We start from the raw sequence: 25,158 nt of genomic DNA on the forward strand, positions 1-25,158 counted from the left end.
GTCGTGTGTCGGTGGGGCAGCTTGGGTGGTGGCGTCCCCAGGTGAGGGGGACGCCACCGGGTCTTGTTAGGGCTCGAATCGTTACGGTTCGGAGTGACTTCCAGCTCCGGCCGGGTCCAGCGCCTCGGCCGGTACCCCTTCGCTGACCCTGCGGGCACGGCTGAGGGCAACCATGAGGATGCAGGAGAGGAACATGAAGCCGCCGACGACGAACATGGGCACCGTGTAGCTGCCGGTCAGGTCCTTGAGCCAGCCGGTGATGTAGCCGGCGCTGAAGCCCGCCAGGTTTCCAACCGTGTTGATCAGGGCAATGCCTGCGGCCGCTGCGGCGCCGGTCAGGAACTGCGTGGGCACGGTCCAGAAGTTGGGCAGGGCCGCGAAGATGGACATGGCAGTGATGGTGATGACGGCGATGGTTGCTGCCGGGGACCCGGCGAACAGGGCCAGCGGGATACTGAGTGCCCCGGTCAGGGCGGGGAGGGCGATGTGCCAGGTCTTGACGCCGCGCTTGGTGGCGTCCTTGGACCAGAAGTACAGGGCGAACGCTGCCGGCAGATACGGGATCGCAGTGATCAGGCCTTTCTGCATGACATCGAACTTGGTGCCGTAGATGCCTTCGAAGCCGGCGATGATGGTGGGCAGGAAGAAACCGAGGGCGTACAGGCCATAAATGAAACCGAAGTAGATTGCCGAAAGCATCCAGACGCGGCCGTTGCCGAAGACGGTGCGGACACTGACGTGCTTGTTGCCGGCGACCGTTTCCTTCTTTTCCTTCTCCAGCGCACCGGTCAGCCAGGTCTTCTCTTCCTGCGTCAGCCACTTGGCGGTGGCGGGGGAGTCCGCCAGGTAGAACCAGGCGATGATGCCCACGATGATGGCCGGGACGGCGACGCCGAAGAACATCACGCGCCAGCCTTCAAGTCCGAAGAGCCCATCCTGCTGGATGAGCAGGCCGGCAAGCGGAGCGCCGATCACGGTGGTCAGCGGCTGGGCCAAGTAGAAGAGGGCCAGGATCTTGCTGCGGTGGCGGGACGGAACCCACAGGCTCAGGAAGAGGATGGCACCGGGGAAGAAGCCGGCCTCGGCCACGCCCAGGATGAACCGCAGGACGTAGAGCTGCTCCACGTTGCCAACCCAGGTGAACAGCAGTGAGACGATACCCCAGCTGACCATGATGCGGGCCAGCCAGCGGCGGGCACCGAACTTGTGCAGAGCCAGGTTGCTGGGGACCTCAAGCAGGATGTAGCCGATAAAGAAAACGCCGGACGCGAAACCGAACTGGGCCGCCGAGAGGGCCAGATCGGCATTCATTCCGTTCGGGCCGGCAAAGGAGATCGCGGTGCGGTCCAGGTAATTGATAAAGAACATCAGGGCAACGAACGGGACAAGCCGGATCGCCACTTTCCTGATTGCAGATTTTTCGACCACCGATTGTGTGGTGTCCACGTTGACTCCTAGATAGTGAAATGCCCGACCCTCCGTCACTGGAGGCTGGGGTCTGTCTCAACGCCAGGAAGGGTCTGCGGACCGAACCGGCGGCTAAAGCGTGTGAGGTCCACCATAAGCGCAAGGAATAAATTGGTCAACCGGTTGATCGATTTTTCACACGGCAAGTTCACAGCGGTCCTCGTTGCTAGGCTTGGGTTGTGTCCATAAACCCTTCGCCCCTGTCCACGGCCAAGATCAGCGAGGCCCTTGGTTCCCTGGGTCAGGGATCAGTGGTGTCGGAAGTGGCTGAGCGCCTGCTTGGGTACTTCACTAGCGGAGATATTGCCGCGGGAACAAGGTTGCCGGCAGAACGCCAGCTTGCCGCCTCCCTCGGAGTCGGGCGGTCTGCGGTCCGGGAGGCACTGGCTGCTCTGGAAATCCTGGGTATTGTCGTGGTCCGCCCAGGGTCCGGGACTTATCTGCGTGACGGGATCTCGGAGCTCCTGCCTCGAACACTGAGCTGGGGCATGATGCTGGGAGCGCCCCGAACCCGCGAGCTGGTGGAATTGCGCAGCGGCTTGGAAGTTCAAGCGGCGCAGCTCGCCACGGAGCGCATCACCAGCGAAGCCCTCGAAAGGATGAAGGGCAACCTGGCCACTATGGCCGCCAATCTCAACGACCTGGCCGCCTTCGTGGAGGCCGACGCTGCTTTCCACCGCGAAATCGCCGAAGGCTCGGGGAACCAAGTGCTCCAGGAACTGCTGCAGAGCATCCGTTCGCTTCTGCGAATCTGGGTCGATCGGGCACTGACGGACGAAGGGCACGCCGCCGCTGCCCTAAAGGAACACGCGGAAATCCACGCAGCTCTGGAGTCCCGGGATCCGGTAGCAGTCACAGCTTCAATGCGCTCCCACATGGAGACGGCATCACGCCGGCTGCTCCTAGGCTTTGATGCCGCCCAGTAGCTTTTTCCTGACCCGGGTTTGGTCAACCGGTTGACTTGTGGTCTCCGCCGCTTCCATAATGACTGTGGCCTGAGTAACAGGCTCCTTAAATGTGCGAGTCGCATCCGGTTCGGGCCATGTCGGCCGCGGGCAAGGCAGAGAGCAGTGACGTGTCCTTTCAGTTCACAGGGCAGGAGGACCAGCCCAAAATGTCCTCATCCCTCCATGCCCGCCTTCGGCCGCCGCGCCAAGCCCTGGTTGCCGGACCCTGGTCCGCCGAAGTTATCGGCGACGAGCTGGCGCACATCAGCTACGCCGGCAGACAGGTCCTGCGGGCGGTGAAGGCCGTGGTCCGCGACCAGGACTGGCAGACGCCACAACCATCGGCAAGTGATTTCGAGATCACCCGCGGGGGTGACGGCGTGCAGGCGCGCTGGACCGTTGACTACATCGGCTACGGCGTCGAGTACAAGGGTGAGCTGACGACCAGCTTTACTCCAGCGGCCGTGCAGGTTGACTTCGTGGGCGTCGCTGCCCATGCGTTCCGAAGCAACCGGATCGGCCTTGTTGTGCTGCATCCTCCCTCTGACGCCGGCCGGGATATAACGGTGGAACACTCCGACGGCAGCAGCACGGCCACGCGGTTTCCTGACGTCATCAGCCCGCATCAGCCGTTTGTGGACGTCACGGCCCTCGAATGGGCCGATGCCGGCACCGCCTTCCGGCTGACCTTCACCGGCGACGTCTTTGAGACCGAGGATCAACGGAACTGGACAGATGCGTCTTTCAAGACCTACAGCACTCCGCTGTCGCGGCCGTTTCCCGTTAGTGTCGCCGCCGGAACCAGTGTCCGGCAGTCAGTGCTTTTGGAGGCGGCCACTCTCGAGCCGCAGGAGGGTGTGGAGGCGGCCGCCGTCACGGTCCCCGGCGGAACAGACGACAGGCCTCCCGCAATTGCGCGGATTGAAGGTGCGGCGGGCCGGGTGCCGGCGCTGGCAGTAGGAGCCGGAGGGCAGCCGGAACTGCTTCCTGCGATTCCAGGGCTCGACGCCTTCGTTGTGGAACTCGCCGAGCTGCCGAGCGCCGCTCCCCGTGCCGGCTGGGATGATCAGTTGCGGGCAGCCTCTGACGCTGCCGCCAGCTTCGGAGGCGGGTTGGACATCCGGGCTGTGAGTGCGGACCCGGTCGCCGCGCTTCCGGACCTTGCCAGGTTTCTGCCCCAAGCCAAGCGGCTCGCGGTCTTCCACCCTGCCAGCCATCTCACCGAACCGGGCACCTGGCAGGACCTGAAGGCAGCGGTCCATGCCTTGGGATTCAATGGCAGCCTCCTTGCCGGGGCCAGGTCCCACTTCACGGAACTGAACCGTAACAGCGGGCGCATGCCGTCGGACTTCGACGCGCTCACGTTCAGCATCACACCGCAAATGCACAGCACCGAGCCTGCTCACATCATCGACAGTGTACCCATACAACGGGTTGTGGCCCAGAACGCGCTGCGGCTGGGCGGAGGCAAGCCCCTCCACGTTGGGCCCGTCACCCTCAAGCCAAGGTTCAATGCCGTCGCCACGTCGGGCAAGGGGACCGGGGTCGAATCCGATGAACTCCAGGGCCATCCCATCACCGCTGCCTGGCTGCTGGCGAGCATCAGCGCACTTACCGTGGATGGTGTGGCCTCCGTCAGCTACTTCGAGGCATCCGGCCCGAACGGAATCTCCGACGCCTCCGGCCAGCTGAACCCGGCCGGTGAACTGTTGAAGGAACTGGCCGCACTCCGGGGCTCAGCTGTGTTCTCTGTCGACTCCGCGGCAGGTCCTGCCATGCTCTACCCGGTCCAGTCACCGGCCGCCCTCACACTGTTCGCCGGAAATCTGTCCGGGTCCGAAGTTTTCCTGGACATCCAGCTTCCCAGCGGCACCGACCCCGGCGGGAGTAAATGCGCGGTCTTCGGCCAAGGCACCTTCTCTTTCCTGGACTTCACTGCCGGCGACGGGGCCGCCCATCCGCATGGGCGGCTGACGCTCGGACCCTGGTCCGCCGGCGTCGTGCGTTTCCCCGCGGGCAACTGACCACGATACACACTTGCTGTCGCACTCGACGGCGGCACCGCATTAGCGAAAGGAGACCCGATGGGTCTGCGTCTTGAAGGAAAAACCGCCTTGGTCACCGGGGCAGGTTCCGGGATTGGCCTTGCCGTTGCCCACCGGTTCATTGCCGAAGGGGCCACCGTCTACTTCGCCGACATCAATACCGATGCCGCCGAAAAGGCTGCTGCGGCCACCGGTGCTGTGAGCGCGCACGCCCTCAATATGGACATCTCGGATGAAGAAAGTGTGGCTGCCGGCTACGCAACGATCGCCAGGGACGGCCGCCTGGATATAGTCGTGGCAAACGCGGGAGTCCAGCTCTTTGGCCAGGATGCCAAAGTAGGTGACCTTGACCTCTCAGTCTGGGAGAAGACTGTCAGCATCAATCAGCGCGGCGCGTTCCTCACCCTTAAGTACGCTGTCCGCGCCCTGGAAACCGGCGGGGGCTCCATCATCTGCACCGGAAGCCCAACGGCCATAGTAGGTTGCGGTCAAACCTTCACCGCTTACACCAGTTCGAAGGCAGGAGTCCATGGTCTTGCCCGGGTAGTGGCCGCCGACTACGCGGGCGTCGGCATCCGTGTCAATACGGTAGTACCGGGATACACGGAGACACCGCTGGTCCAAGCGATCGCGGATGATCCCGCCAGCCGTGCAGGACTGGTTAATTCCACCATGCTGGGCCGCCCGGGCGCGGCAGCCGACGTTGAAGGAATCATGGTGTTCCTCGCCAGCGATGACTCCGCCTACGCCACCGGAGGCATTTTTACCGTCGATGGCGGCCTAACGGCCCTGTAGAACAGGTGCCCGGCCCGGGAATAGGGGAAGTCACTGAAACTTTTCCGAGGTGATGGACTCGAGGAACGAGACCACTTCTGCGGGCATGTCCACAGATTCCTTGTCCAGGAGCCACTGCACCTGCAGCCCGTCCATCAGGGCGACAAGCTGGCGCGTGGCCGCGAGGGGTACGACGCCTGGGCGCAGCCGGCCCTGCCTGCCCACCTCTTCGAAGGCCTCGGCAATGATTTCGCGGACCCAGGTGTAGCGGCGAAGGAAATATTCGTGAGCGGGATGATCAGGGTCCGTTGCCTCCGCCGACAGTACACAGTACAGCGACACAAGGCCGGGGATGGTGGTGTTGTAGCGCGTCAGCTCCACCAGCCCGCGCAGCAGGTCCATCCCCTTGGCCTCGCTGGTACCAAGACGCTCGGCTGACTCCTCGTCGCGGAGGGTCAACAGCGCCTCGAGCAATGCCTCCTTGCTGGGAAAGTGATGCAGCAGCCCGGCCTGGCTCAACCCCACCTTGTCCGCCACATCCTTCAAGGAACCCGCTCGATAGCCCGAGGTCGAGAAAACCTCGAAGGCCGCCGCCAGGATCTCCTGTCTGCGCGCCTCGGTTTTGGCGTAACTGCCCCTCGGACGCCCGCGGCGCGGAGCTTCGGAAACCACGAGGGCGGACGTGTTCGTCATCACAAGACCCTATCAAGCAAGCTTCGGCTGGAAGTGGTGACCGATTGGTCAACCGCTGTGGGAACCGTCACATTTCATCACGTTCCAGATTCCCGAATAAAAACCTAGTGCCCACTAGGTATTCATGTTACGGTCTTTCCCAATGGCCGTCCATGGTGGACGCCACTGACCGTGAAAGGGACCAATGATGTTCCGATCGAAGCGTATGGCCGCAATTGTTGCCGCCGTTGCCCTTGGCCTCACCGGCTGCTCTGCCGGCGGAGACTCCGCCGGAGAACAGGCCTCCGAAACCCTTACTCTTGGCACACTTCTTGCACCAAAGACCTTTGCCGCTGACCAGTCCGAATTCGCCAACCTCTCGCCCTTCTACCAGGCCGTCTACGACACCCTCATCCGCATGGAACCGGACGGCACGCTGGTGCCGATGCTGGCAACGGAGTGGAACTACAACGAGGACAAGACCGTCCTGACCCTGAAGCTCCGCGACGATGTGAAGTTCACCGACGGCACGGCTTTCAATGCTGACGCCGCCAAGCAAAACCTTGAGCGCTTCAAGGCCGGCACCTCGCCGGACGCCCAGTTCCTCGCAGCCCTGCAGAGTGTCAAGGCCGTGGACGCCACTACCCTGGAACTGACCCTCTCCGCCCCGGACCCGGCGTTCCTGAACTACCTGTCCAAAGATGCATCGTTCATGCAGAGCCCGGCGTCCTTCGGCAACGCCGACATCGCCACCAACCCCGTCGGCTCCGGACCTTACATCCTGGACACCGCGGCCACGGTCACGGGAACCTCTTACACCTACAAAACCAACCCGGATTACTGGGACAAGGACCTCGTTCACTACGACAACCTGGTACTGAACGTGTACGGTGACCAGACGTCGCTGCTGAATGCCATCAAGTCAGGCACGCTTAACGCTGCCAACACCGTGGACAACAACACCCTGGCTGAGATCGAAGCGGCGGGCTACAAGGTGAACCCGTTCGAGCTGAACTGGTCAGGCCTGATCCTCTTCGACCGTGCCGGTACTACCAACCCGGCCCTCAAGGACGTCCGCGTCCGCCAGGCGCTGAACTACGCGTTCGACACGAAGGCGATGCTGAAATCCATTGGCCAGGGCTACGGTGAGTTGACCACCCAGGTGTTCCCGCCGTCCTCGGACGCCTACGACGAGTCCTTGGACTCCCGTTACGCCTATGACCCCGCCAAAGCCAAGGCCCTACTGGCTGAGGCCGGCTATGCCACGGGACTCACCCTGGAACTGCCATCCTCCACCCTGCTGGGCAACACCATCCCGGCGCTGATCACCCAGCAGTTGAAGGACGTGGGCATTGACGTGAAGTTCACGGATGTCGGAAACAACTTCATCGCCGACCTCCTGGCCCCGAAGTTCGGCGTGAGCTACATGATCCTGGAACAGCAGTCTGACTGGCAGCTGATCAACATGAAGCTGACCCCCAACGCCCCGTGGAACCCGTACGACTACCAGGACCCGAAGGTTGACGAACTGGTCAGCAAGATCCACCTGGGCTCTGAGGATGAGCAGAAGTCCGCGGCGAAGGAACTGAACAAGTACATCGTGGAGCAGGCCTGGTTTGCCCCGTGGTACCGCCCCCAGTCCAGCTTCGTAACCGACGCCAAGACAAACGTCCAGGTCCAGACGGGCAACGCCTACCCGTTCCTCTGGTCCTTCACCCCCGCCTCCTAGCGGATTCGCTGCCGGACCGGGACCCAACCCCGGTCCGGCAGCCTCAGGAACCCTCCCAAAGGATTTTCGAATGTATCGATTCGTGCTGCGGCGCCTGTTCTCCGGTGTCCTTCTGCTGTTCGTCATCACAACAGTCGCCTACCTGCTGCTGTATGCCGGCGGCGGCGACATCGCTCGCCGCATCGTGGGCCCTACTGCCAGTGATGCCCAGGTTGCGCTGAAGGCCAGCCAACTGGGACTCGACCGTCCCCTCGTGATCCAGTATTGGGACTGGCTGACCAGTGCCCTGACCGGCGACCTTGGCCGGTCCTGGTTTAACGGCCAGCTAGTCAGCGCGGGCGTCAGCAGCCGTCTCTCCGTTACCATCTCCCTGGTGCTTGGGGCCACCATCATCGCTGCTGTCGTCTCGGTAGTAGTGGCCGTCTGGGCGGCGGTGCGCCGTGGTTGGGTTGACCGTGTGGTCCAGTTTGTGGGTGTCCTTGGCTTCGCCATCCCGGGCTTTTTGATCGCGCTGGGCCTGGTGTCCCTCTTTGCCTTGAACCTCAAGTGGTTCAAGGCCACCGGTTATGTACCAATCACAACCTCGTTCGGCGGCTGGGCGGCAACCGTTACCCTGCCGATCATCGCGCTTTCCATCGGTTGCATCGCCGCAGTGGTCCAGCAAATCCGCGGTTCACTGATCGATGCCCTGCGTCAGGACTACGTCCGGACGCTGCGCGCACGCGGCCTTTCCTTCAACCGGGTGGTCTACAAGCACGTGCTGCGCAACGCAGGCGGCCCTGCCCTGGCTGTGCTCGCTGTGCAGTTCATTGGCCTGCTGGGCGGCGCCGTCATCGTTGAACAGATCTTCGCCCTGCCCGGCCTCGGCCAGATCACTGTCGCCGCCACCGGCCAGGGGGACATTCCGGTCGTGATGGGTGTCGTTGTCGCCACGGCCGCCATCGTGGTCACCGTCAACCTCATTATCGACCTCGCCCAGGGCTGGCTCAATCCGAAAGTTCGGCTGTCATGATCGAAACTCCCCTCGCACTGCCTGTCACGGCAGCCAAGGTTTCCCTCTTCCGCAGGCTGCTGACCCACCCCACGGGCGCGGCTTCCCTGTTTGTCCTTCTACTGGTGGCACTCGCCTCCATCCTGGCGCCCGTTCTGGCCACGCATGACCCAAACACCGCGAGCCTGCAGGACGTGTTGGCCAAGGCCGGCACCGAGCATGTTCTCGGTGCCGACAGCGCCGGGCGCGACGTCTTTAGCCGACTTCTGTACGCCGGCCAGTTCAGCCTCGCCGGCGCCCTGGTGGCCCTCGCCGTGGCACTGGCCCTCGGCGTGACCGCAGGCCTGATCGCCGGGTACTACGGCGGCTGGTTCGACTCTCTTTCCTCCTGGCTCACCGGCCTGATGATGGCCCTGCCCGGCATGGTGGTGCTGCTGGCAGCCCGCGCCGTGCTTGGCCCCTCCATGTGGCTCTCGATGATGATCTTCGGCGTGCTGCTCTCACCCGCGTTCTTCCGTCTGGTCTACGCCTCCGTCACCGCCGTCCGCAACGAACTGTATGTGGATGCAGCACGTGTTTCCGGGCTCAGCGATTTCCGCATCATCGGCCGCCACATCCTCACCGTGGTGCGCGCCCCCGTCATCATCCAATCCGCCATGGTCCTGGGCATCGCCATCGCCATCCAGGCCGGCCTTGAGTTCCTCGGTTTGGGCGACCTGAACATCCCCACCTGGGGCAGCATGCTCAACGACGGCTTCATCAACATCTTCAAGTCACCCACTCTTGTCCTGTGGCCCGCCCTGGCCATCGGACTGGTCTGCGTCGCACTTACCCTGCTGGCCAACGCCATGCGCGATGAGCTGGAACGCAGCCGCGGACCGGCCAAAAAGAGCCGGAAGGCAACAGCAGCCGCGGCCGCAGCCGAGGCCGAAGGTGCCACTGAAAAGCGCGGCGCCGCCGCTATCGTCCACCCCGAAGAACCCCACAGCAACTCCGGTGAGCTGCTGCTGGAAGTCACCGATCTCGGCGTCGGCTACGACCAGCCTGACGGCTCCACCACCCACGTGGTGAACCACGTGGGCCTCACCGTCCGCCGCGGGGAAGTGCACGGCCTGGTCGGCGAATCGGGATCCGGCAAAACGCAAACCGCCTTCGCCATCCTCAGGCTCCTGCCGCAGGGTGGACGCATCACCGGCGGCTCCATTTTCTTCGAGGGCAAGGACCTGGCACACCTCTCCGAAAAGGAGATGACCAAAATCCGTGGCAAGCGCATCGCCTACATCCCGCAGGAACCGATGTCCAACCTTGATGCCGCCTTCACCATCGGCAGCCAGCTCATGGAGCCCATGCGGGTATGCCTGGGCATCTCCAAGGTAGAAGCCCGCCAACGCGCCCTTGCCCTACTGGCCAAGGTGGGCATCCCCAACCCGGAACGAACCTTCAACGCCTACCCCCACCAGATCTCCGGCGGCATGGCCCAGCGCGTCCTGATCGCCGGTGCAGTGTCCTGTGAACCAGACTTGCTGATCGCCGATGAGCCCACCACTGCACTCGACGTTACCGTCCAGGCCGAAGTCCTGAACCTGCTCCGCGAACTCCAGGACGAACTGAACATGGGCGTCATCCTGGTGACCCACAACTTCGGTGTCGTGGCCGACCTTTGCGACCGCGTCTCCGTGATGCAGACCGGAAGGGTAGTTGAAACCGGACCCGTCCGTGCCATCTTCAACCACCCACAACACCCATACACCCGCCAACTGCTGGACGCAATCCTCGAGGACACCGCTCCCCGCGGCCCGCTGGTCACCACAGGCACGCCCAAGGAATTGAAAGAAGTGACGTCATGACCGAGACGCTGCTCGACGTCCAGGACGTCGTTGTCGAGTACCCGCTCAAGGGCTTCCGCCGCCCACCCTTCCGGGCGCTCAAAGGGGTATCCCTAGACATCCGGCCGGGTGAAACCGTCGGCCTGGTGGGAGAGTCCGGTTCCGGCAAGACCACCCTGGGCCGCGCGGTGCTGGGACTGGCACCGGTCACCGGAGGCAGCATCAAGTACCGCGGCCAGGAGATCTCCAAGGTTAACCGGGCACAGCGCAAGGAACTCAGCCACGAGATCCAGGTGGTCTTCCAGGACCCGTACACCTCACTGAACCCGTCCATGACCATCGAACAGATCCTTACAGAACCACTCACCGTCCGGAAAGTGGAGCGCCAAGCCGCCAACAAACGCGTTGCAGATCTACTGGACCAGGTCCGGCTGCCGCACGGCGCCGCACACCGGCTGCCCCGGGAATTTTCCGGCGGCCAGCGTCAGCGCGTCGCCATCGCCCGGGCCCTGGCCCTGGACCCCAAGCTCATCGTCTGCGACGAGCCGGTCTCAGCACTGGACCTCTCCACCCAGGCCCGCGTAATGGAACTCTTCATCGAGATCCAGGAACGCACCGGGGTCGCCTACCTCTTTGTCTCCCACGACCTGGCCGTGGTGCGGCACCTCAGCCACCGCGTTGCCGTGATGTACCACGGAGAGATTGTGGAATGGGGCGACGGCGAACAGGTAACCGGGGCACCCGAACACCCTTACACGCAGCGGCTGTTTATGGCAGCACCGATTCCCGACCCCGACCGGCAGGCCAAGCATCGGGCCGACAGGCTCCGCCTCCTGGAACTCCAACGGGAACAGGACCTCCAGTCCGGCGTCGCCTGACGCATTCTTTTCCAACCTTTGAATTCGATGAAAGGCACCAATCTACGTGGACTACGGCACCCAAACTCGCATCCCCAAACAGAGCGCCTACTGGTACCGGGACACCATCGCCACCCGCAACGGCGGGGCACTGCGCCCTGCGGCAGCCCCGCTGACTGCAGGTGCCACTGCATGAGCATCGAAACCACCGCCACAGAAACTTCTACGAAAGCCGTCATGGATACCCTCACCACCGAAACCCTTGTCGCTGACACGAGTGCCACAGATCTGCGACTGAAGGCCCTCCTGGACCAGCTCACCCTCGAGGAGAAGGTCCAGCTCCTGACCGGCCGCGACTTTTGGACCACATGGCCACTGGAGAAGATCGGCCTGCGCCGCATGCTGTTCTCCGACGGCCCCACCGGCGTCCGCGGCGAAGTGTGGGATGAGCGCCAACCGTCCATGAACTTCCCGTCCGCCGCCGCAATCAGTTCAAGCTGGGACCCGGCCATCGCCGACCGGCTCGGCGCCGCGTCCGCCGTAGAAGCCCGCCGCAAAGGCGTGGACGTCGTTCTGGGCCCCACCATCAACCTGCACCGCTCACCGCTCGGTGGCCGCCACTTCGAGGCATTCAGCGAGGACCCTGTCCTCACGGCTGAACTTGCAGCGGCCTACGTTTCCGGCGTACAGCGCAACGGCGTGGGCGCCACCCCAAAGCATTACATTGCCAACGACTCCGAAACGGACCGGTTCACGGTGGACGTCAAGGTGGGGGACCGTCCCCTGCGCGAGCTTTACCTGCTCGCCTTTGAAAAGGCCATTATCGAATCGAAGGCCTGGCTGGTGATGAGCGCATACAACTCCGTCAACGGCACCACCGCCACCGAAAACGACCTGCTGGAAACCCCCTTGAACAGCGAATGGGGTTTCGATGGTGTGGTCATCAGCGACTGGACCGCCGTCCGCAGCGTCAAAAGCGCCAACGCCTCCCAAGACCTGGCCATGCCCGGGCCGGATGGCCCTTGGGGCGAAGCCCTAGTGGTGGCCGTGAAAGCCGGCCAGGTTCCCGAAGCAGCCATCGACCGCAAGGTCTTCCGCATCCTGCAGCTCGCCGCCCGCGTAGGTGCCCTGGAGGGCTTTGAGGCTGTCGCGGCCGAGCCCGTGGACCAGGAGGACCCCATCGCCTTTGCCCGGGAAGCCTCCGCCGCGGGCACCGTGATGGTGAAGAACGACGGCGTGCTTCCGCTGGACCCTGCCTCGGTGTCCCGCGTGGCCGTGATCGGGCACAATGCCCGTAACGCCCGCACCCAGGGCGGTGGCTCCGCCACCGTGGTCCCGGAAAAGATCGTCACCCCGCTCGACGGGATCCGCGAAGCTTTCGGTGCGGAGAATGTCACCTACAGTGTTGGCGCCGTGGTCCAGGAAGGGATCGCCGAACTTCCGCTGGAACAGATCACCAACCCGGTCACCGGCACCCCGGGCGTCCGGGTCCGCTTCCTTGACGCCAACGGCCAGGAGCTCTTCGCCGAGGACCGCCGCTCCACCGCCCTGGTCTGGTTCGGCGGTGACGCGCCGATCGCGGCTTCCTCCACGGTCCAGATCCACACCAACTTCACCCCGGAAGAGACCGGACCCGTCCGGCTCGGCTTCTCCACCGTGGGCCACGGCCGGATCTTCGTGGACGGCGTCCTGGCCCGCGAAGCCACCATCGAAGCCACCGGCACCGACCTCGGCGCCGCGTTCCTGGCCCCGCCGTCCGCCTCCGTCCAGGTCCAAGCCTCGGCCGGGGTCCCGCTGGAAGTACGGATCGAACTCGACACCGCCGGCCGGGATGGCGCCCTGTCAAACGCCCTCGCCATCACCATCGGCCTGGAAGCGGACGACGCCGACCCGGACTCCCTGATCAACGACGCAGTGGAAGGTGCCCGCGCAGCCGACGTCGCTGTCGTCGTGGTGGGGACAAACTCCCGCGTTGAATCGGAGGGCTACGACCGGACCTCCCTGGAGCTGCCGGGCCTGCAGGACCGCCTGGTCCACGCAGTTGCAGCGGCCAACCCGCGGACAGTGGTCATCGTCAACTCCGGGTCCCCGGTGTTGCTGCCTTGGCGCAACGAAGTAGCCGCGACGCTGATCGGCTACTTCGGCGGCCAGGAATTCGGCCACGCCCTCACCGACATCCTCACCGGCGCCACCGAACCCGGCGGCCGGCTCCCCACCACCTGGCCCGCGACCCAGGAAGACGTTCCCGTCATCAATGTAACACCCGCTCCGGACGGGACCCTGACCTACGACGAAGGCATCCACATCGGCTACCGCGCCTGGCTCAAGGCCGGAACGGCACCCGCCTACGGGTTCGGTTATGGCCTCGGCTACACCGACTGGACTTTGGACAGCGCCGCCGCCCCCGCAGGAGCGGCCCCCGGGGAGACCATTCCCGTCACTGTCACACTGACCAACACGGGCGCCCGGCCCGGGAAGAACGTGGTGCAGGTCTACGCCGAAAAGCCAGGCTCCGCCGTCGACCGACCCGTCCGCTGGCTCGTTGGTTCCGCCCCCGTCCGGGCAGACGCCGGAGAAACCGCCACCGCCGTCCTGGTGGTCCCCACCCAGCTTCTTGCCTACTGGGACAACGGTTGGACCTACGAAACCGGCAGCTACACCCTCCGCATCGGCACCTCGGTCACCGACCTGCCCCTCGAAATCACACTGACGCTGTCCACAGCAAGCACGGAAGGTGCCGCATGAGCCTGCCCAATCCGCTGATCCCTGGCTTCAACCCGGACCCCAGCATCGTCAAGGTCGGCGGGGACTACTACCTAGCAACCTCCACCTTCGAATACCTGCCCGGAATCCCCGTCTACCACAGCACTGATCTGGTGAACTGGCGCCGGATCGGCCATGTGGTGGACCGTGAAGGGCAGTTGGATTCACGGGACGTGCCCACGCTGGGGGGCGCCTGGGCTCCCACCATCCGCTTCCATGACGGCCTGTTCTACGTCGCCGTAACCGATGCAATGGCACGCGGAACCCTGGTATTCACCGCTCAGGACCCCGCAGGGCCTTGGAGTGACGGGCTGGCCATCGAAGGCGCCGTCGGCATTGATCAGGACCTTGCCTGGGACGAGGACGGCACCGCCTACATGACCTACTCTGGGCTGGACACGGTCACCGGCAACATCCATGAGCACGGCGGCATCCTCCAGGTCCGCGTCGACCTCGAAGCCGGCAAAGCGCTGGAGGAACCACGTAGCGTCTGGTCCGGCACCGGCCTGATGTTCCCGGAAGCGCCGCACCTCTATAAGCACGGCGGCTACTGGTACCTGATGATCGCCGAGGGCGGCACCGAACGCGGCCACAGCGTCAGCATCGCCCGCGGAACGTCCCCGGCCGGGCCGTTCGAAAACAACCCGGCCAACCCCATCCTCAGTGCGCGCAGCACCGACCGCCCCATCCAGAACACCGGCCACGGCGACTTGGTGGAAACACCGGACGGCGGCTGGGCCATGGTGCTCCTGGGCATGCGCCCGAAGGGCATGACCCGCGCATTTTCAGCTTTAGGCCGGGAAACCTTCATTACGCCGGTCATCTGGGAGGACGGCTGGCCCGTTGCCAAGCCGGTCATCCTGAACCCACGCGACGGCGGCTTCGCGTATAAGGATGACTTTGCGCAGGCAGAGCTCGACGGTGGCTGGATTGCAGTCCGGCGCTTCCCTGGCGCCTTTGCCTCCACCGAGAAAGTCTCGGGGCGCCTCACGCTGACCAGCGACGGGGCAGGCCTGGATGATGCCCGGCCCGCCTTCCTGGGCCGCCGCCAGCAGTCCCAGGTGGAGACTATCGCCGCGCTGGTGGACGCAGGATCGCCTGAGTCCGGTAAGGGCGCAGGCGGCCTGGCGGTCCGCTATGACGAGGCCCACCACTACTCGATCGAAACGGACGGAACCACCATCACCGCCCGGGCCAGGATCTCCTCGATTGAACAGACGTGGACCCGCCCCGCGCCCGGGGGACCGGTGGAACTGCGGATCGAAACCCGCGAGCCCACCCCGGACAATGCCATCGGCAGCCTGAGTTCAGACACGGTGGCGCTGCAGGCAGTCATCGGCGGCGAACCGGTCACCCTCGCGGAACTCGACGGCCGGTACCTCTCCGCTGAGACCGCTGCGTCCTTCACCGGGCGCGTCGCCGGCGTGTTTGCCAGCAACGGCACGGTCTCCTTCGACTGGTTCCGCAGCGAAGGCCGCGAACCTCAGTAGCCCCGGCATGGCACCAGCCTCTGCGCGAGATGGCACCGCGGCAGTGTTGCTGCTCCGGATTGCCGTGAAGTGCCATCTCGGCATCTTTGCTCCTCCCCAGAAAGGTCGTTTGTGACATTCACGTTCCTGACACCGCAGCCAGCGGCCCGCCAGCAGGCCGCTGTCGCGCGGTTAACCGCCGAGTACCGGACGGACACGCCGTTCGTTGCCGTTCCCCGGCCCCGGCTCAGCTGGACCACCGCCACCGGGAGCCGGGACTGGCAGCAGGTCCGGGCTGAGCTTCGGCTGACCCGGGACGGGACGGTGGAGTCCGCCGTGCACGAAAGCCCGGAATCCGTACTGGTGGACTGGCCCTTCGGCGCCATCGCTGCCGGCGAACAGGTGCACGTGGAAGTCCGCGTGTCCGGGAACGACGGCAACACAACGGACTGGAGCGCACCCCTGGTTTTGGTGGGCGGTTACGTGGATGGCCCTTGGCAGGCCGAAGCGATCGGCCTTCCGGCTGCCCGGGAAAACCAGGTGCTGGGCCAGACCGGCCAACTGCGCCATGAATTTACGGTGGGGGAGGGACTGGCAAAAGCTACCCTCTTCGCCACCGCCCACGGCGTCTACCAGGCCGAAATAAACGGCTCCGAGGTGGATGACCAGGTCCTCAAGCCGGGCTGGACGGCATACGCCGACCGGCTCAACCACGAAACCACGGACGTCACCGCCCTGCTGGTCCCTGGTGCCAACGCCATTGGTGTCTGGCTCGCCGGCGGCTGGTTCACCGAGAAGTACGGCTTCCACGGGTTCGCCCAGCCGTTCTACGGCGAGCAGCCCGAGGCCAAGGTGGAGCTGCGGCTCGAATACGCCGACGGCACGCAGCAGACCGTGGCCACCGGCCCGGGCTGGCGTGCCTTCACTGGCGGCCCGCTGGTATCCAGTGGCATCTACGCCGGCGAATCCTTCGACGCCCGGCGCAGCGAAGCAGGCTGGTCCGAACCCGGGTTCGACGACGCGCACTGGCTCCCCGCCGCCGCCGTCCCTTCCGTCCAGGAGCCAGGGGCATGGGCGGAGGCCACCCCCGCCAGTGCCCCGCCGGTGCGCCGAATCGAGGAACTGCCCGTCAGGGAAGTCCTTGCCACGCCCTCCGGCGCCACCGTGCTGGACTTCGGCCAGAACCTCGTGGGCCGGCTGCGGATCAACGTTTCCGGCGAAGCGGGGCACACCATCACCCTCCGGCACGCCGAGGTCCTCGAGGACGGCGAACTGTCCCTACGGCCGCTGCGGCAGGCCGCCGCCACTGACACCTACACCCTCGCCGGCAACGGCCCCGAGGAGTGGGAGCCGCGCTTCACGTTCCACGGCTTCCGCTACGCGCAGGTGGACAACTGGCCCGGAGAGCTGAATCCGTCGGCGATCACCGCCGTCGTGATTCACAATGACATGCGACGCACCGGCTGGTTCGACTGCTCAGACCCGCTGCTGAACCGCCTTCACGAAAATGCTCTCTGGGGTATGCGCGGCAACTTCCTGGCCCTGCCCACAGACTGCCCGCAGCGGGACGAGCGGCTCGGCTGGACCGGCGACATCCAAGTCTTCACCCCTACGGCCAGCTACCTGTATGACTCGTTGGGGTTCCTGGACTCCTGGCTTCGCGACCTGGCCCTTGAACAGGGCCACCGCGGTGGCGTTGTACCGATCATCGTCCCATCCGTGCTGAACATGATGGAGGCTCCGGTGGCCGCCTGGGGTGACGCCGCTACAGTAGTTCCCTGGGTGCTGTTCGAGCGTTTCGGGGACACCGGGCTGCTCCGCCGGCAATACGACAGCATGCGGGACTGGGCCAACGCCCTCCTTAAGGTCCGGGACAGCTCCGGCTTGTGGCAGGGCCAGATGCAGCTGGGTGATTGGCTGGACCCCGCCGCGCCGCCGGACAAGCCCGGCGCCGCCCGCACCCACGGCGACATTGTGGCCAGCGCCTACCTGTTCCGGTCCCTGGACCTGGTGGCCCGGGCGGCAGAAGTCCTTGGTGCCGACGCCGACCGCGGCACCTACGCAGCACTCGCCGAGGACACTCGGCAGGCCTTCCTGGCAGAATACGTGACACCCGCTGGCCGCATGGTTTCGGATGCCCAGACGGCATACTCGCTGGCGCTGATGTTCGGCATCAGCACCGATCCGGCCCAGCGCCAGGCACTGGGCGACCGGCTCGCCGAACTCGCCCGGCTGGGCGGCTACCGGATCGCCACCGGCTTTGTCGGGACACCGCTGATCGCCGACGCACTGACCGTTACCGGACACCTGGACGCTGCCGAACGGCTACTCACCCAGACCGAGTGCCCCTCATGGCTTTACCCGGTAACCCAGGGCGCCACCACCATCTGGGAACGTTGGGACTCCATCCTCGAGGACGGCAGCGTCAACCCCGGTGAGATGACCTCCTTTAACCACTACGCTTTAGGGGCCATCGCCGACTGGATGCACCGCACGGTTGCTGGCCTCGCCCCGGCAGCGCCCGGTTACCGGGAACTGGCCATCGCACCCCGCCCGTTGAACACCCTGGACCACGCCTCGACATCACACGAGACGCCTTACGGCCAGGCGCGGGTGGCCTGGAAACGGGTAGGGGACCGGATCCTCGTGGAAGCCGCCGTGCCATCCGGCACCACCGCGGTTGTGTCACTGCCGGACGGCTCGGCGGAGTTTGAAGTGGGCTCAGGAGAGCACGAGTGGAACGTTGCCGTGCCGCCCCCTAATGAACGCGGTGCCGTGTCCCTGCATACGCCGCTCGCGGACATCATGGACGACCCGGTGGCCTACGCTGCGGTCTGGCAGGCCATTGAAGCGCACGAGCCCGCGGCTGCCGCAGCATTCCGGAAGGACACCAGCTGGTACCGGCAGACCAGCCTGGACCAGGGCCTGCTTTTCACGCCACCTGCGGTCAAGGAAGACATAGCCGTCGCTCTGGCTGCCCTTACTGACCGTGGCTCTGCCCGTACCGCCAGCAACTCCTGATCTGCATAGTCCCGACACCCAAGAAGGCATCGATGAAAACTTTCACCGCTGAGAGCCCCCTGTACTTTGTAATGAGCCACGCCGAAGGTAACCGCATCCTGAACGAACATGTCCCCACCCTGACCAACAACCCCCTGCTGCACACCCTCTACTTCCATGAGGTCGGCATGATCCTTGGAACCGAGGAAGCCCTAAAAGGGAAGCCCGCCAAAGTTTCGGAAATCCTCCGCCTGATTGGCGAACTGGAACCGGAGGACACCGTGGCGCAGCGTGCGGCAGCGGCCGCCGTCGATGTTCCCGCGCCGGCGGCCGGCTATGAGCCGGAAACCGTACAACGCGGCACCGCGGTTCTTTCCCTGCCAACGACGGCGGCAACGCAGGAACGCTTCGAAATCACCTTTGCCGGCCCCTCGCACGGCAACCCGTTCACGGACGTCGACCTTCGCGCCGAATGCCTTACGCCTTCCGGCAGGACGCTCAACGTCCCCGGGTTTTACGACGGCGACGGCTTGTACAAGGTACGGCTCCTGGTTCCGGAAGCCGGGAACTGGTCCTTCACCACCTCCAGCAACGCCCGCTCACTGGACGGCATCACCGGTTGCTTCACCGCCGACGAACCCGCAGCAGGGGCCAAGGGTGTAGTGCGTGTGGCTAACACCTTCCACTTCGCCTACGACGACGGCACCCCCTACTTGCCCATCGGCACCACCGCCTATGCCTGGACGCACCAGGGCGACGCCTTGGAGAAACAAACCCTTGAGACTCTGGCAGCGAGCCCATTCAACAAGATGCGGATGTGCGTCTTCCCCAAGTCCTACCTGTTCAACGAGAATGAGCCGGACCTGTACCCGTTCGAGGGGTCCCTGACCGCTGGCTTCGACTACGAACGCCCCAACCCTGCGTTCTACCGCCATTTCGAACAGCGGATCATTCAGCTGGATGAACTCGGCATCGAAGCAGACCTTATCCTCTTCCATGCCTATGACCGCTGGGGCTTCTCCACCATGACCCCCGGCCAGGATGACCGCTACCTGAAGTACGTTGTAGCACGTCTCGCCTCGCACCGGAATATCTGGTGGTCCCTGGCCAACGAGTACGACCTGCTGTTCCGAAAGACCACCGATGACTGGGAACGCTTTGCCAGTATCGTCCAAGCCAACGACCCCAACGGGCACCTGCTGTCCATCCACAACTGCCAGGACTTCTACGACTACAGCCGCCCATGGATCACCCACAGCAGCATCCAGCGCCAAGACGTGCATAAAACTGCTGAATTCACGGGGGAGTGGCGTGACCGCTGGCAGAAACCGGTGGTCATCGACGAGTGCGCCTACGAAGGCAACATCGACCAGGGCTGGGGCAACATCACCGGCGAGGAAATGACCCGGCGGTTCTGGGAAGGAGCCATGCGCGGCGGCTACGTCGGCCACGGTGAAACCTACATGCAACCGGAGGACATCCTGTGGTGGGCCAAGGGCGGAGAATTTCACGGCAGCAGCCCCGAGCGCATCGCCTTCCTGCGGCGCATCATAGAAGAAACGCCGGGCGGGTTCCTGGAACCCCTGCCCAGCGCCTGGGACGTTCCCACCGCCGGCATTCGCTATGAGTACGAACTCAGCTACTTCGGCTTTAACCAGCCCACCTACCGGAACTTTGTGATGCCGGCCGGGCGGACCTACGAAGTGGACGTCATCGACACTTGGAACATGACCGTTGATACCCTGCCCGGCACAGTAGAAGGACGGTTCCGGGTGGATCTCCCGGGCCGGCAGTTCATTGCCGTCAGGATTCGTGCAGTGCCGCACTTCACCATGCTCGATGCCGAGGAGGCACAGCTGTGAAACGTATTTCCTTCGTCGATGGCTGGACGGTCGGTCCCAAGCTCGGCGCCTTCGAGTCGCGCGATGCCACGACCGCTGCTGTGCCGGTGGCTCTCCCGCATGACGCGCTGCGCGACCTGCCCCGATCGGCTGACAGCACCCAGGGCGTGCACAGCGGCTACATCCCGGGCGGAGTCTTCGAGTACACGAAAACTTTCGACGTGCCGCTCCACTGGCGGGACAAGTCTGTGCACATCGAGTTCGAGGGCGTATACCGCGACGCCACCGTCTACATAAACGGTGCCTTCGCCGCACATGAAGCGAACGGTTACGCCGCGTTCGTCGTCGACGCCGATCCTTTCCTCCACTTCGGGAAGTCAAATACGATCACGGTCGAAGCCCGCGTACATAAGGACAGTCGCTGGTACACCGGGGGCGGCATCTACCGCCCGGTTCATCTCATTGTGGCTGACCCCGTGCACATAGGGCTCGATGGCACGAGCGCCACGAGCACCGACATCGACGATGAGCGGGCGATCGTGGAGATCGCGACGCGCGTCGAGAACGATACCCGCCACACGGTCACGCAGCGACTCAACTGGATCGTGGTCGACGAGGTCGGCACCGAAGCGGCCACTGGTACGTCGCCGGTGACGGTGTTGCCCGGTGTCAGCGCCATCGCGCGGGTGCGCCTGCCGCTGCCTGCCCCCCAATTGTGGGGTCCGGATGCGCCGCACCTCTATCGCGTACGGTCCGTGCTGACCGAACTCGACGGCACTGAGGTCGATGCGGACGAGGTGCGCTTCGGCATACGTCGTCTGCAACTGGACACGACCCACGGTTTGCGTATCAACGGCGCCACAGTGGACCTGCGGGGTGCGTGCATCCATCATGACAATGGCCCGCTCGGTGCGGTTTCGATCGCGGATGCGGAGGAACGCCGCGTGCGGTTGCTCAAAGCCGCCGGGTTCAACGCGATCCGAAGTGCCCACAATCCGGCCAGTCGCGCCCTGCTCGATGCCTGCGACCTACATGGTGTGATCGTCATGGACGAGCTGACCGATGTGTGGGTGAAGTCCAAGACATCGTTTGATGGGTCCATCGGGTTTGACGAACGATGGCAGCGCGACGTTGCGGCTCTCGTCACGAAGGACGTCAACCACCCCAGTGTGGTGATGTACTCGATCGGCAACGAAATTCTCGAGCTGGCCACGCCGCACGGCGCCACGTGGAGCCGACGCCTTGCTGAGGAGTTACGTTCGCTTGACCCGACGCGGTTTGTCACGAACGGCATTAACGGGGTCATCGCGAATTTGGACCGAATAGCGGAGGTGATGGTAGAGGCTGAAGCCTCGGATCCCAACACGATGATGGCGAACATGGGCGAGCAGATGGCGATCATGAACGCCTCGTCCTTGGTGACCGACTCGACAGAGGAGTCCGCTGCGGTGCTCGACGTCGTGGGGTTCAACTATGCAGATTCCCGCTACGCGCTTGATGCGGAGCTGTTCCCTCATCGCGTAATTGTCGGGTCCGAGACGTTCCCCGACCGCATCGCGTCGCTGTGGGACGACGTTCGTCGTTTCCCTCACGTGATCGGCGACTTCACCTGGACCGGTTGGGATTACATCGGGGAGGCCGGCATCGGTCGCGTCGACTACACCGACGGCGAGGGGTACGAGCCCACCGGGACAACCGGACTCTATCCGTATCTGCTCGGCGCCTGCGGTGACATCGACATCACAGGCCACCGCCTTCCGGCGTCGTACTATCGCGAGATCGCCTACGGTCTTGGGGCCAAGCCAGTGATCGCAGTACATCGCCCGCAGCACCACGGTCGCCCGACCGCAAAGACACCATGGTCCTGGGACGATGTTGTCTCCAGTTGGACGTGGGGCGTGCCCGCCGGATCGCCAGTGACCGTCGACGTATACGCGGACGCCGAAGAGGTCGAACTGCGACGCGACGGAACCGTGCTCGCACGAACTGCTGTCGGAAAGCCGCTGCCGCTGGTCGCACGCTTCGAAACCGAATACCACCCTGGTGAACTCACTGCCGTCGCTTACACAGACGGCGCAGAGGTCGCCAGGACAAACCTGCGCACCGCTGGCAGGCCGTTACTCGCGGCTCGTGCCGAGCGGGTGGAGATCGCCGCGAACGAGAATCTGGGATACGTCGAGATCACCATCGAAGACGCCGAAGGCACCGTCGTCTGCGACGCGGACTGCCTCGTGACAGTGGAAGTTTCCGGCGGCGAACTCGCCGGGATCGGCTCGGGACGGGCGCGCACGGAGGAGTCTTTCGCGGGGCCCTCCTGTACGACTTACGACGGGCGGCTGGTGGCGATTGTACGGCGGACCGGTCCCGGCGAGATCCGCCTCACAGCGTCCGCAGCCGGCTTCGAACCCGCTGTCACAGGGATAAGCGCACGGTAGCGCGCCGGGCACGCTGATGCACACGCCATCTATTCAGCCCTTGAGCAGGCACTCCCCTTGCCCGTTTTCAAGGGCCGATAACGGATATTCAGTCAAGCTAGGGCGAGGAGCGGCGGGGGAGCGGACTATTCAATCCTCCAAGTCAGGCCGAGCATCCGGAAGGCGTCCTTGAGATCGTAGCCGTCGGGTTATGCCCTGGGGAGCGGAAACGATAGCAAGGGGGCCCCTTCATGCCTCGGTCGCGGATACTCGGAGGTCGCCTCGCCGAAGACTCGCGACCGAGAGTCATTTGGCATGCGAAGTCAAGGGGCACGGGTGCGCGGCTGATGCTGGCCGCCAAGTCATGCATCATCGCTCTGGCCCTAGGTCCTCATGTTCTCATCACCCGGCGGGACCCGCCGCTTCATGTGCTGGCGTCAGAATAGTGTGAAATTCGGTTTTATTGACGGTGGCTCATGATGTTCTCAGATCCCAGCCTGACAGTCGGAGGGGAAGGAAACAGGGTGGGGTGGCTCGAGAATCGTCGAAATAGTCCAAAGAATCTGGACTTGATGAAGTCCGTTTGGGGCAGGGGGTGGTTATGCCACATGTCGTGACTGGACGGGCCACTGAGAACAAGCAGGAACTCCGCCCCCAGGGCTAATCCTCCCTTGTCAGGCGGTTTTGACGTCAGGTTGGGGTGTACGCATAACTGTCGTTCCCATAATGGGCAGGTCTCCTGAGATGCGAACTTGGTCTGGCAGGAGGCGGGGTTCGACTTGGCCGACTTCTCGGGGACATCAACGACGCTGTGATGAGGCTACGAAATTTGCATAGGGTTCGCGGTAGATATAGCTTGGACCCCGCCTACGAATGTTCCACGAAGTATCTCCGCAGTCTCAGTTTCGGATGGCCTGGTTCCAGATGGAGGCTGTCTTGTCCTCAAGTAGGGCACAGAAGGCAAAGGGATCCGTTTGATTCGGACGGTATGAGGTGGCGTCCACTGAAAGGGTCACACCTACGCCGTGTTGAGTGATCGTCTGCAGGAACCTAATCAGCTCAGGATCCTCTTCGACGGTGCCTCGACCATCTTCTATAGCGCTGCTGGTAAAGTCCAAAGCCCCCGGTGCGGTCACTTCATGTGAGAGCCGGATTGCCGATACGAGATCGGCTGGAATGGCAAGCAGGTCCCCGGCTGCGTTTTTCGCCCTGAAATGTTGCCCCGTGGTGATGCAGAGCCCAGCATTCCTGCGCTGAGCGCGCGACACGATCATTGCTGCAGTCCTGATGGAGGTGATGTTTGTGTTGGTTCTGGGTTCTAGGCTGACTTCCAGGCGCCGTTGCGCTGCCTGGTCGCAGATATCCTGGAATTTCTCGACCGCATCATCTTCGAGCTTGTCGGTGTTTGGGGTGCCGAATACCTGCAGGTGCCGGGCGTGGAAGAGATCAGCCAGGTCCAGTAGGCGCTCCAGCGTATGGTCGTCCTGCGCTTTGCTTGAGCCAACTCTCACCCCTGGTTGATTGTCGGCGGCTGCAAAGCCGTGCAAGCCGTCCAGTTCTGCGACTTTGACATTGTAGACGGCGAGGATGCAGAGCATCTCTTCGTCAGTGGTGCCCGCCGCGAGGAGCCGATCGTATTCGTATAAGGACAAGCCTATTGCGGTGAATCCGCCCGCAGCCGCTGCCGCGACGCGTTGCTCAAAGGTCACTCCAGTAAGGCTGCCCTGGGCAAGTACGAGTTCATTCACTGGACTGTATGCCGGCTGTTCGGTCATTGCTCTTCCTTCGAGTGGTCTGTTGGTGGGGCCCGCGATATTCCTGCTATTTGCTGTGCTGCCTAGCCGACCGGACAAGGCATCGAGTCATCGATGTTTTCGGCGGCGTTAGAAACGGGGGTGCAGGTGACCGGCTCGTGCTAGATAGATTCAGTCGGGGAAGCGGATGCGTCGGCGAGCCTGATTAGTCGTTTCAGGGCGGAAGCTTCGATGAGGGAGGGGTCGAACTCCACAAGAAGCGAATCATTGGTCGCGACCAGGCGGCCGCGGCCCGGGACGTCGTACCTGCCTAGCATTTCTGCCAAGGCTTGTACGCGTTTACGGACCGCGACCTTGTTGGCGCCGCTGACTATTGCGCGCACGGCGGTCTGGCCGGCGTTCACCACGGTGAAGGTGGGCGAAAACAGGACCATAGTGCGCTCCAGAGATAGCGAGCGTATGTTGCGCGCCATATCGTGTCTCCTTGCGTGGGCTAGTGACAAAGGCCTGTTGTCTTAGCCTCGATCCACCGATGAGCCTTCGGCTGGCCGTCCTGGCGTGACCGGTGCGAGATGATGCGCCGCGGGCAGGGGTGTGTTCCGGGCGTCG

17 protein-coding genes are annotated in these 25,158 nt (G+C 64.0%); 13 read left to right on the top strand and 4 right to left on the bottom strand.

All coding sequences use genetic code 11. The features are described 5' to 3' along the window. Positions 1 to 81: 81 nt before the first annotated feature. Positions 82 to 1,446 (bottom strand): MFS transporter, encoded by a 1,365-nt coding sequence (locus tag ACIQF4_RS17820; protein ID WP_400516936.1) that lies wholly within the window; start codon positions 1,444 to 1,446, stop codon positions 82 to 84. A gap of 200 nt (positions 1,447 to 1,646) precedes the next feature. Here ACIQF4_RS17820 and ACIQF4_RS17825 point away from each other — a divergent pair, with 200 nt between their 5' ends. From ACIQF4_RS17825 to ACIQF4_RS17835, 3 genes are all read left to right on the top strand, one after another. Continuing rightward, positions 1,647 to 2,393, top strand: coding sequence for a FadR/GntR family transcriptional regulator (locus tag ACIQF4_RS17825; RefSeq protein WP_400516937.1), 747 nt, complete (start codon positions 1,647 to 1,649; stop codon positions 2,391 to 2,393). Between the two features lie 188 nt (positions 2,394 to 2,581). Then, positions 2,582 to 4,438: a hypothetical protein gene (locus ACIQF4_RS17830; RefSeq protein ID WP_400516938.1), complete on the top strand. Its 1,857-nt coding sequence runs from the start codon at positions 2,582 to 2,584 to the stop codon at positions 4,436 to 4,438. 60 nt (positions 4,439 to 4,498) lie between these two features. Next, positions 4,499 to 5,254, top strand: a complete 756-nt coding sequence (locus ACIQF4_RS17835; protein ID WP_400516939.1) for an SDR family NAD(P)-dependent oxidoreductase — start codon at positions 4,499 to 4,501, stop codon at positions 5,252 to 5,254. 30 nt (positions 5,255 to 5,284) lie between these two features. On the opposite strand, the gene ACIQF4_RS17840 is transcribed toward ACIQF4_RS17835, so the two are convergent. Next, positions 5,285 to 5,926, bottom strand: coding sequence for a TetR/AcrR family transcriptional regulator (locus tag ACIQF4_RS17840; protein WP_400516940.1), 642 nt, complete (start codon positions 5,924 to 5,926; stop codon positions 5,285 to 5,287). 184 nt (positions 5,927 to 6,110) lie between these two features. Here ACIQF4_RS17840 and ACIQF4_RS17845 point away from each other — a divergent pair, with 184 nt between their 5' ends. From ACIQF4_RS17845 to ACIQF4_RS17890, 10 genes are all read left to right on the top strand, one after another. Continuing rightward, on the top strand, positions 6,111 to 7,634 hold the full coding sequence (locus ACIQF4_RS17845) for an ABC transporter substrate-binding protein (RefSeq protein ID WP_400516941.1): 1,524 nt from the start codon (positions 6,111 to 6,113) through the stop codon (positions 7,632 to 7,634). Between the two features lie 70 nt (positions 7,635 to 7,704). After that, a complete protein-coding gene (locus ACIQF4_RS17850) occupies positions 7,705 to 8,646 on the top strand; it encodes an ABC transporter permease (RefSeq protein ID WP_400516942.1) in 942 nt (313 codons plus the stop codon). Further along, on the top strand, positions 8,643 to 10,472 hold the full coding sequence (locus tag ACIQF4_RS17855; RefSeq protein WP_400516943.1) for a dipeptide/oligopeptide/nickel ABC transporter permease/ATP-binding protein: 1,830 nt from the start codon (positions 8,643 to 8,645) through the stop codon (positions 10,470 to 10,472). Before ACIQF4_RS17850 ends, ACIQF4_RS17855 begins: the two co-directional genes overlap by 4 nt. After that, positions 10,469 to 11,329: an ATP-binding cassette domain-containing protein gene (locus ACIQF4_RS17860; protein ID WP_400516944.1), complete on the top strand. Its 861-nt coding sequence runs from the start codon at positions 10,469 to 10,471 to the stop codon at positions 11,327 to 11,329. Before ACIQF4_RS17855 ends, ACIQF4_RS17860 begins: the two co-directional genes overlap by 4 nt. Positions 11,330 to 11,375: 46 nt before the next feature. Then, positions 11,376 to 11,504, top strand: coding sequence for a hypothetical protein (locus ACIQF4_RS17865; protein ID WP_400516945.1), 129 nt, complete (start codon positions 11,376 to 11,378; stop codon positions 11,502 to 11,504). Between the two features lie 41 nt (positions 11,505 to 11,545). Next, the gene (locus ACIQF4_RS17870) at positions 11,546 to 14,053 is read left to right on the top strand and encodes a beta-glucosidase (RefSeq protein ID WP_400516956.1); all 2,508 of its coding nucleotides are present in this window, start codon (positions 11,546 to 11,548) and stop codon (positions 14,051 to 14,053) included. Continuing rightward, positions 14,050 to 15,561 (top strand): family 43 glycosylhydrolase, encoded by a 1,512-nt coding sequence (locus ACIQF4_RS17875; protein WP_400516946.1) that lies wholly within the window; start codon positions 14,050 to 14,052, stop codon positions 15,559 to 15,561. Before ACIQF4_RS17870 ends, ACIQF4_RS17875 begins: the two co-directional genes overlap by 4 nt. Before the next feature lie 111 nt (positions 15,562 to 15,672). Continuing rightward, the gene (locus tag ACIQF4_RS17880; RefSeq protein ID WP_400516947.1) at positions 15,673 to 18,561 is read left to right on the top strand and encodes a family 78 glycoside hydrolase catalytic domain; all 2,889 of its coding nucleotides are present in this window, start codon (positions 15,673 to 15,675) and stop codon (positions 18,559 to 18,561) included. A 32-nt stretch (positions 18,562 to 18,593) separates the two neighbouring features. Next, positions 18,594 to 20,402 (top strand): DUF5605 domain-containing protein, encoded by a 1,809-nt coding sequence (locus tag ACIQF4_RS17885; RefSeq protein WP_400516948.1) that lies wholly within the window; start codon positions 18,594 to 18,596, stop codon positions 20,400 to 20,402. Then, positions 20,399 to 22,816 carry a glycoside hydrolase family 2 TIM barrel-domain containing protein gene (locus ACIQF4_RS17890; RefSeq protein WP_400516950.1) on the top strand — a complete coding sequence of 806 codons (2,418 nt, stop codon included), beginning with the start codon at positions 20,399 to 20,401 and terminating at the stop codon, positions 22,814 to 22,816. Before ACIQF4_RS17885 ends, ACIQF4_RS17890 begins: the two co-directional genes overlap by 4 nt. Before the next feature lie 878 nt (positions 22,817 to 23,694). Here ACIQF4_RS17890 and ACIQF4_RS17895 read toward each other — a convergent pair. After that, entirely contained in the window at positions 23,695 to 24,570 is an 876-nt protein-coding gene (locus ACIQF4_RS17895) for a TIM barrel protein (RefSeq protein WP_400516951.1), read from the bottom strand. A 140-nt stretch (positions 24,571 to 24,710) separates the two neighbouring features. Continuing rightward, positions 24,711 to 25,022 (bottom strand): hypothetical protein, encoded by a 312-nt coding sequence (locus ACIQF4_RS17900; RefSeq protein WP_400516952.1) that lies wholly within the window; start codon positions 25,020 to 25,022, stop codon positions 24,711 to 24,713. Positions 25,023 to 25,158: the final 136 nt, after the last annotated feature.

The sequence above is a fragment of the Pseudarthrobacter sp. NPDC092202 genome (genome assembly GCF_044755505.1).
Classification (GTDB): domain Bacteria; phylum Actinomycetota; class Actinomycetes; order Actinomycetales; family Micrococcaceae; genus Arthrobacter.

Bases quoted from the DNA above. Each gene is read 5' to 3' on its own strand.
- ACIQF4_RS17875 (WP_400516946.1), top strand. From the start codon at position 14,050: ATGAGCCTGCCCAATCCGCTGATCCCTGGCTTCAACCCGGACCCCAGC.
- ACIQF4_RS17845 (WP_400516941.1), top strand. From the start codon at position 6,111: ATGATGTTCCGATCGAAGCGTATGGCCGCAATTGTTGCCGCCGTTGCC.
- ACIQF4_RS17835 (WP_400516939.1), top strand. From the start codon at position 4,499: ATGGGTCTGCGTCTTGAAGGAAAAACCGCCTTGGTCACCGGGGCAGGT.
- ACIQF4_RS17895 (WP_400516951.1), bottom strand. From the start codon at position 24,570: ATGACCGAACAGCCGGCATACAGTCCAGTGAATGAACTCGTACTTGCC.
- ACIQF4_RS17850 (WP_400516942.1), top strand. From the start codon at position 7,705: ATGTATCGATTCGTGCTGCGGCGCCTGTTCTCCGGTGTCCTTCTGCTG.
- ACIQF4_RS17900 (WP_400516952.1), bottom strand. From the start codon at position 25,022: ATGGCGCGCAACATACGCTCGCTATCTCTGGAGCGCACTATGGTCCTG.
- ACIQF4_RS17840 (WP_400516940.1), bottom strand. From the start codon at position 5,926: ATGACGAACACGTCCGCCCTCGTGGTTTCCGAAGCTCCGCGCCGCGGG.
- ACIQF4_RS17885 (WP_400516948.1), top strand. From the start codon at position 18,594: ATGAAAACTTTCACCGCTGAGAGCCCCCTGTACTTTGTAATGAGCCAC.
- ACIQF4_RS17855 (WP_400516943.1), top strand. From the start codon at position 8,643: ATGATCGAAACTCCCCTCGCACTGCCTGTCACGGCAGCCAAGGTTTCC.
- ACIQF4_RS17830 (WP_400516938.1), top strand. From the start codon at position 2,582: ATGTCCTCATCCCTCCATGCCCGCCTTCGGCCGCCGCGCCAAGCCCTG.
- ACIQF4_RS17870 (WP_400516956.1), top strand. From the start codon at position 11,546: ATGGATACCCTCACCACCGAAACCCTTGTCGCTGACACGAGTGCCACA.
- ACIQF4_RS17860 (WP_400516944.1), top strand. From the start codon at position 10,469: ATGACCGAGACGCTGCTCGACGTCCAGGACGTCGTTGTCGAGTACCCG.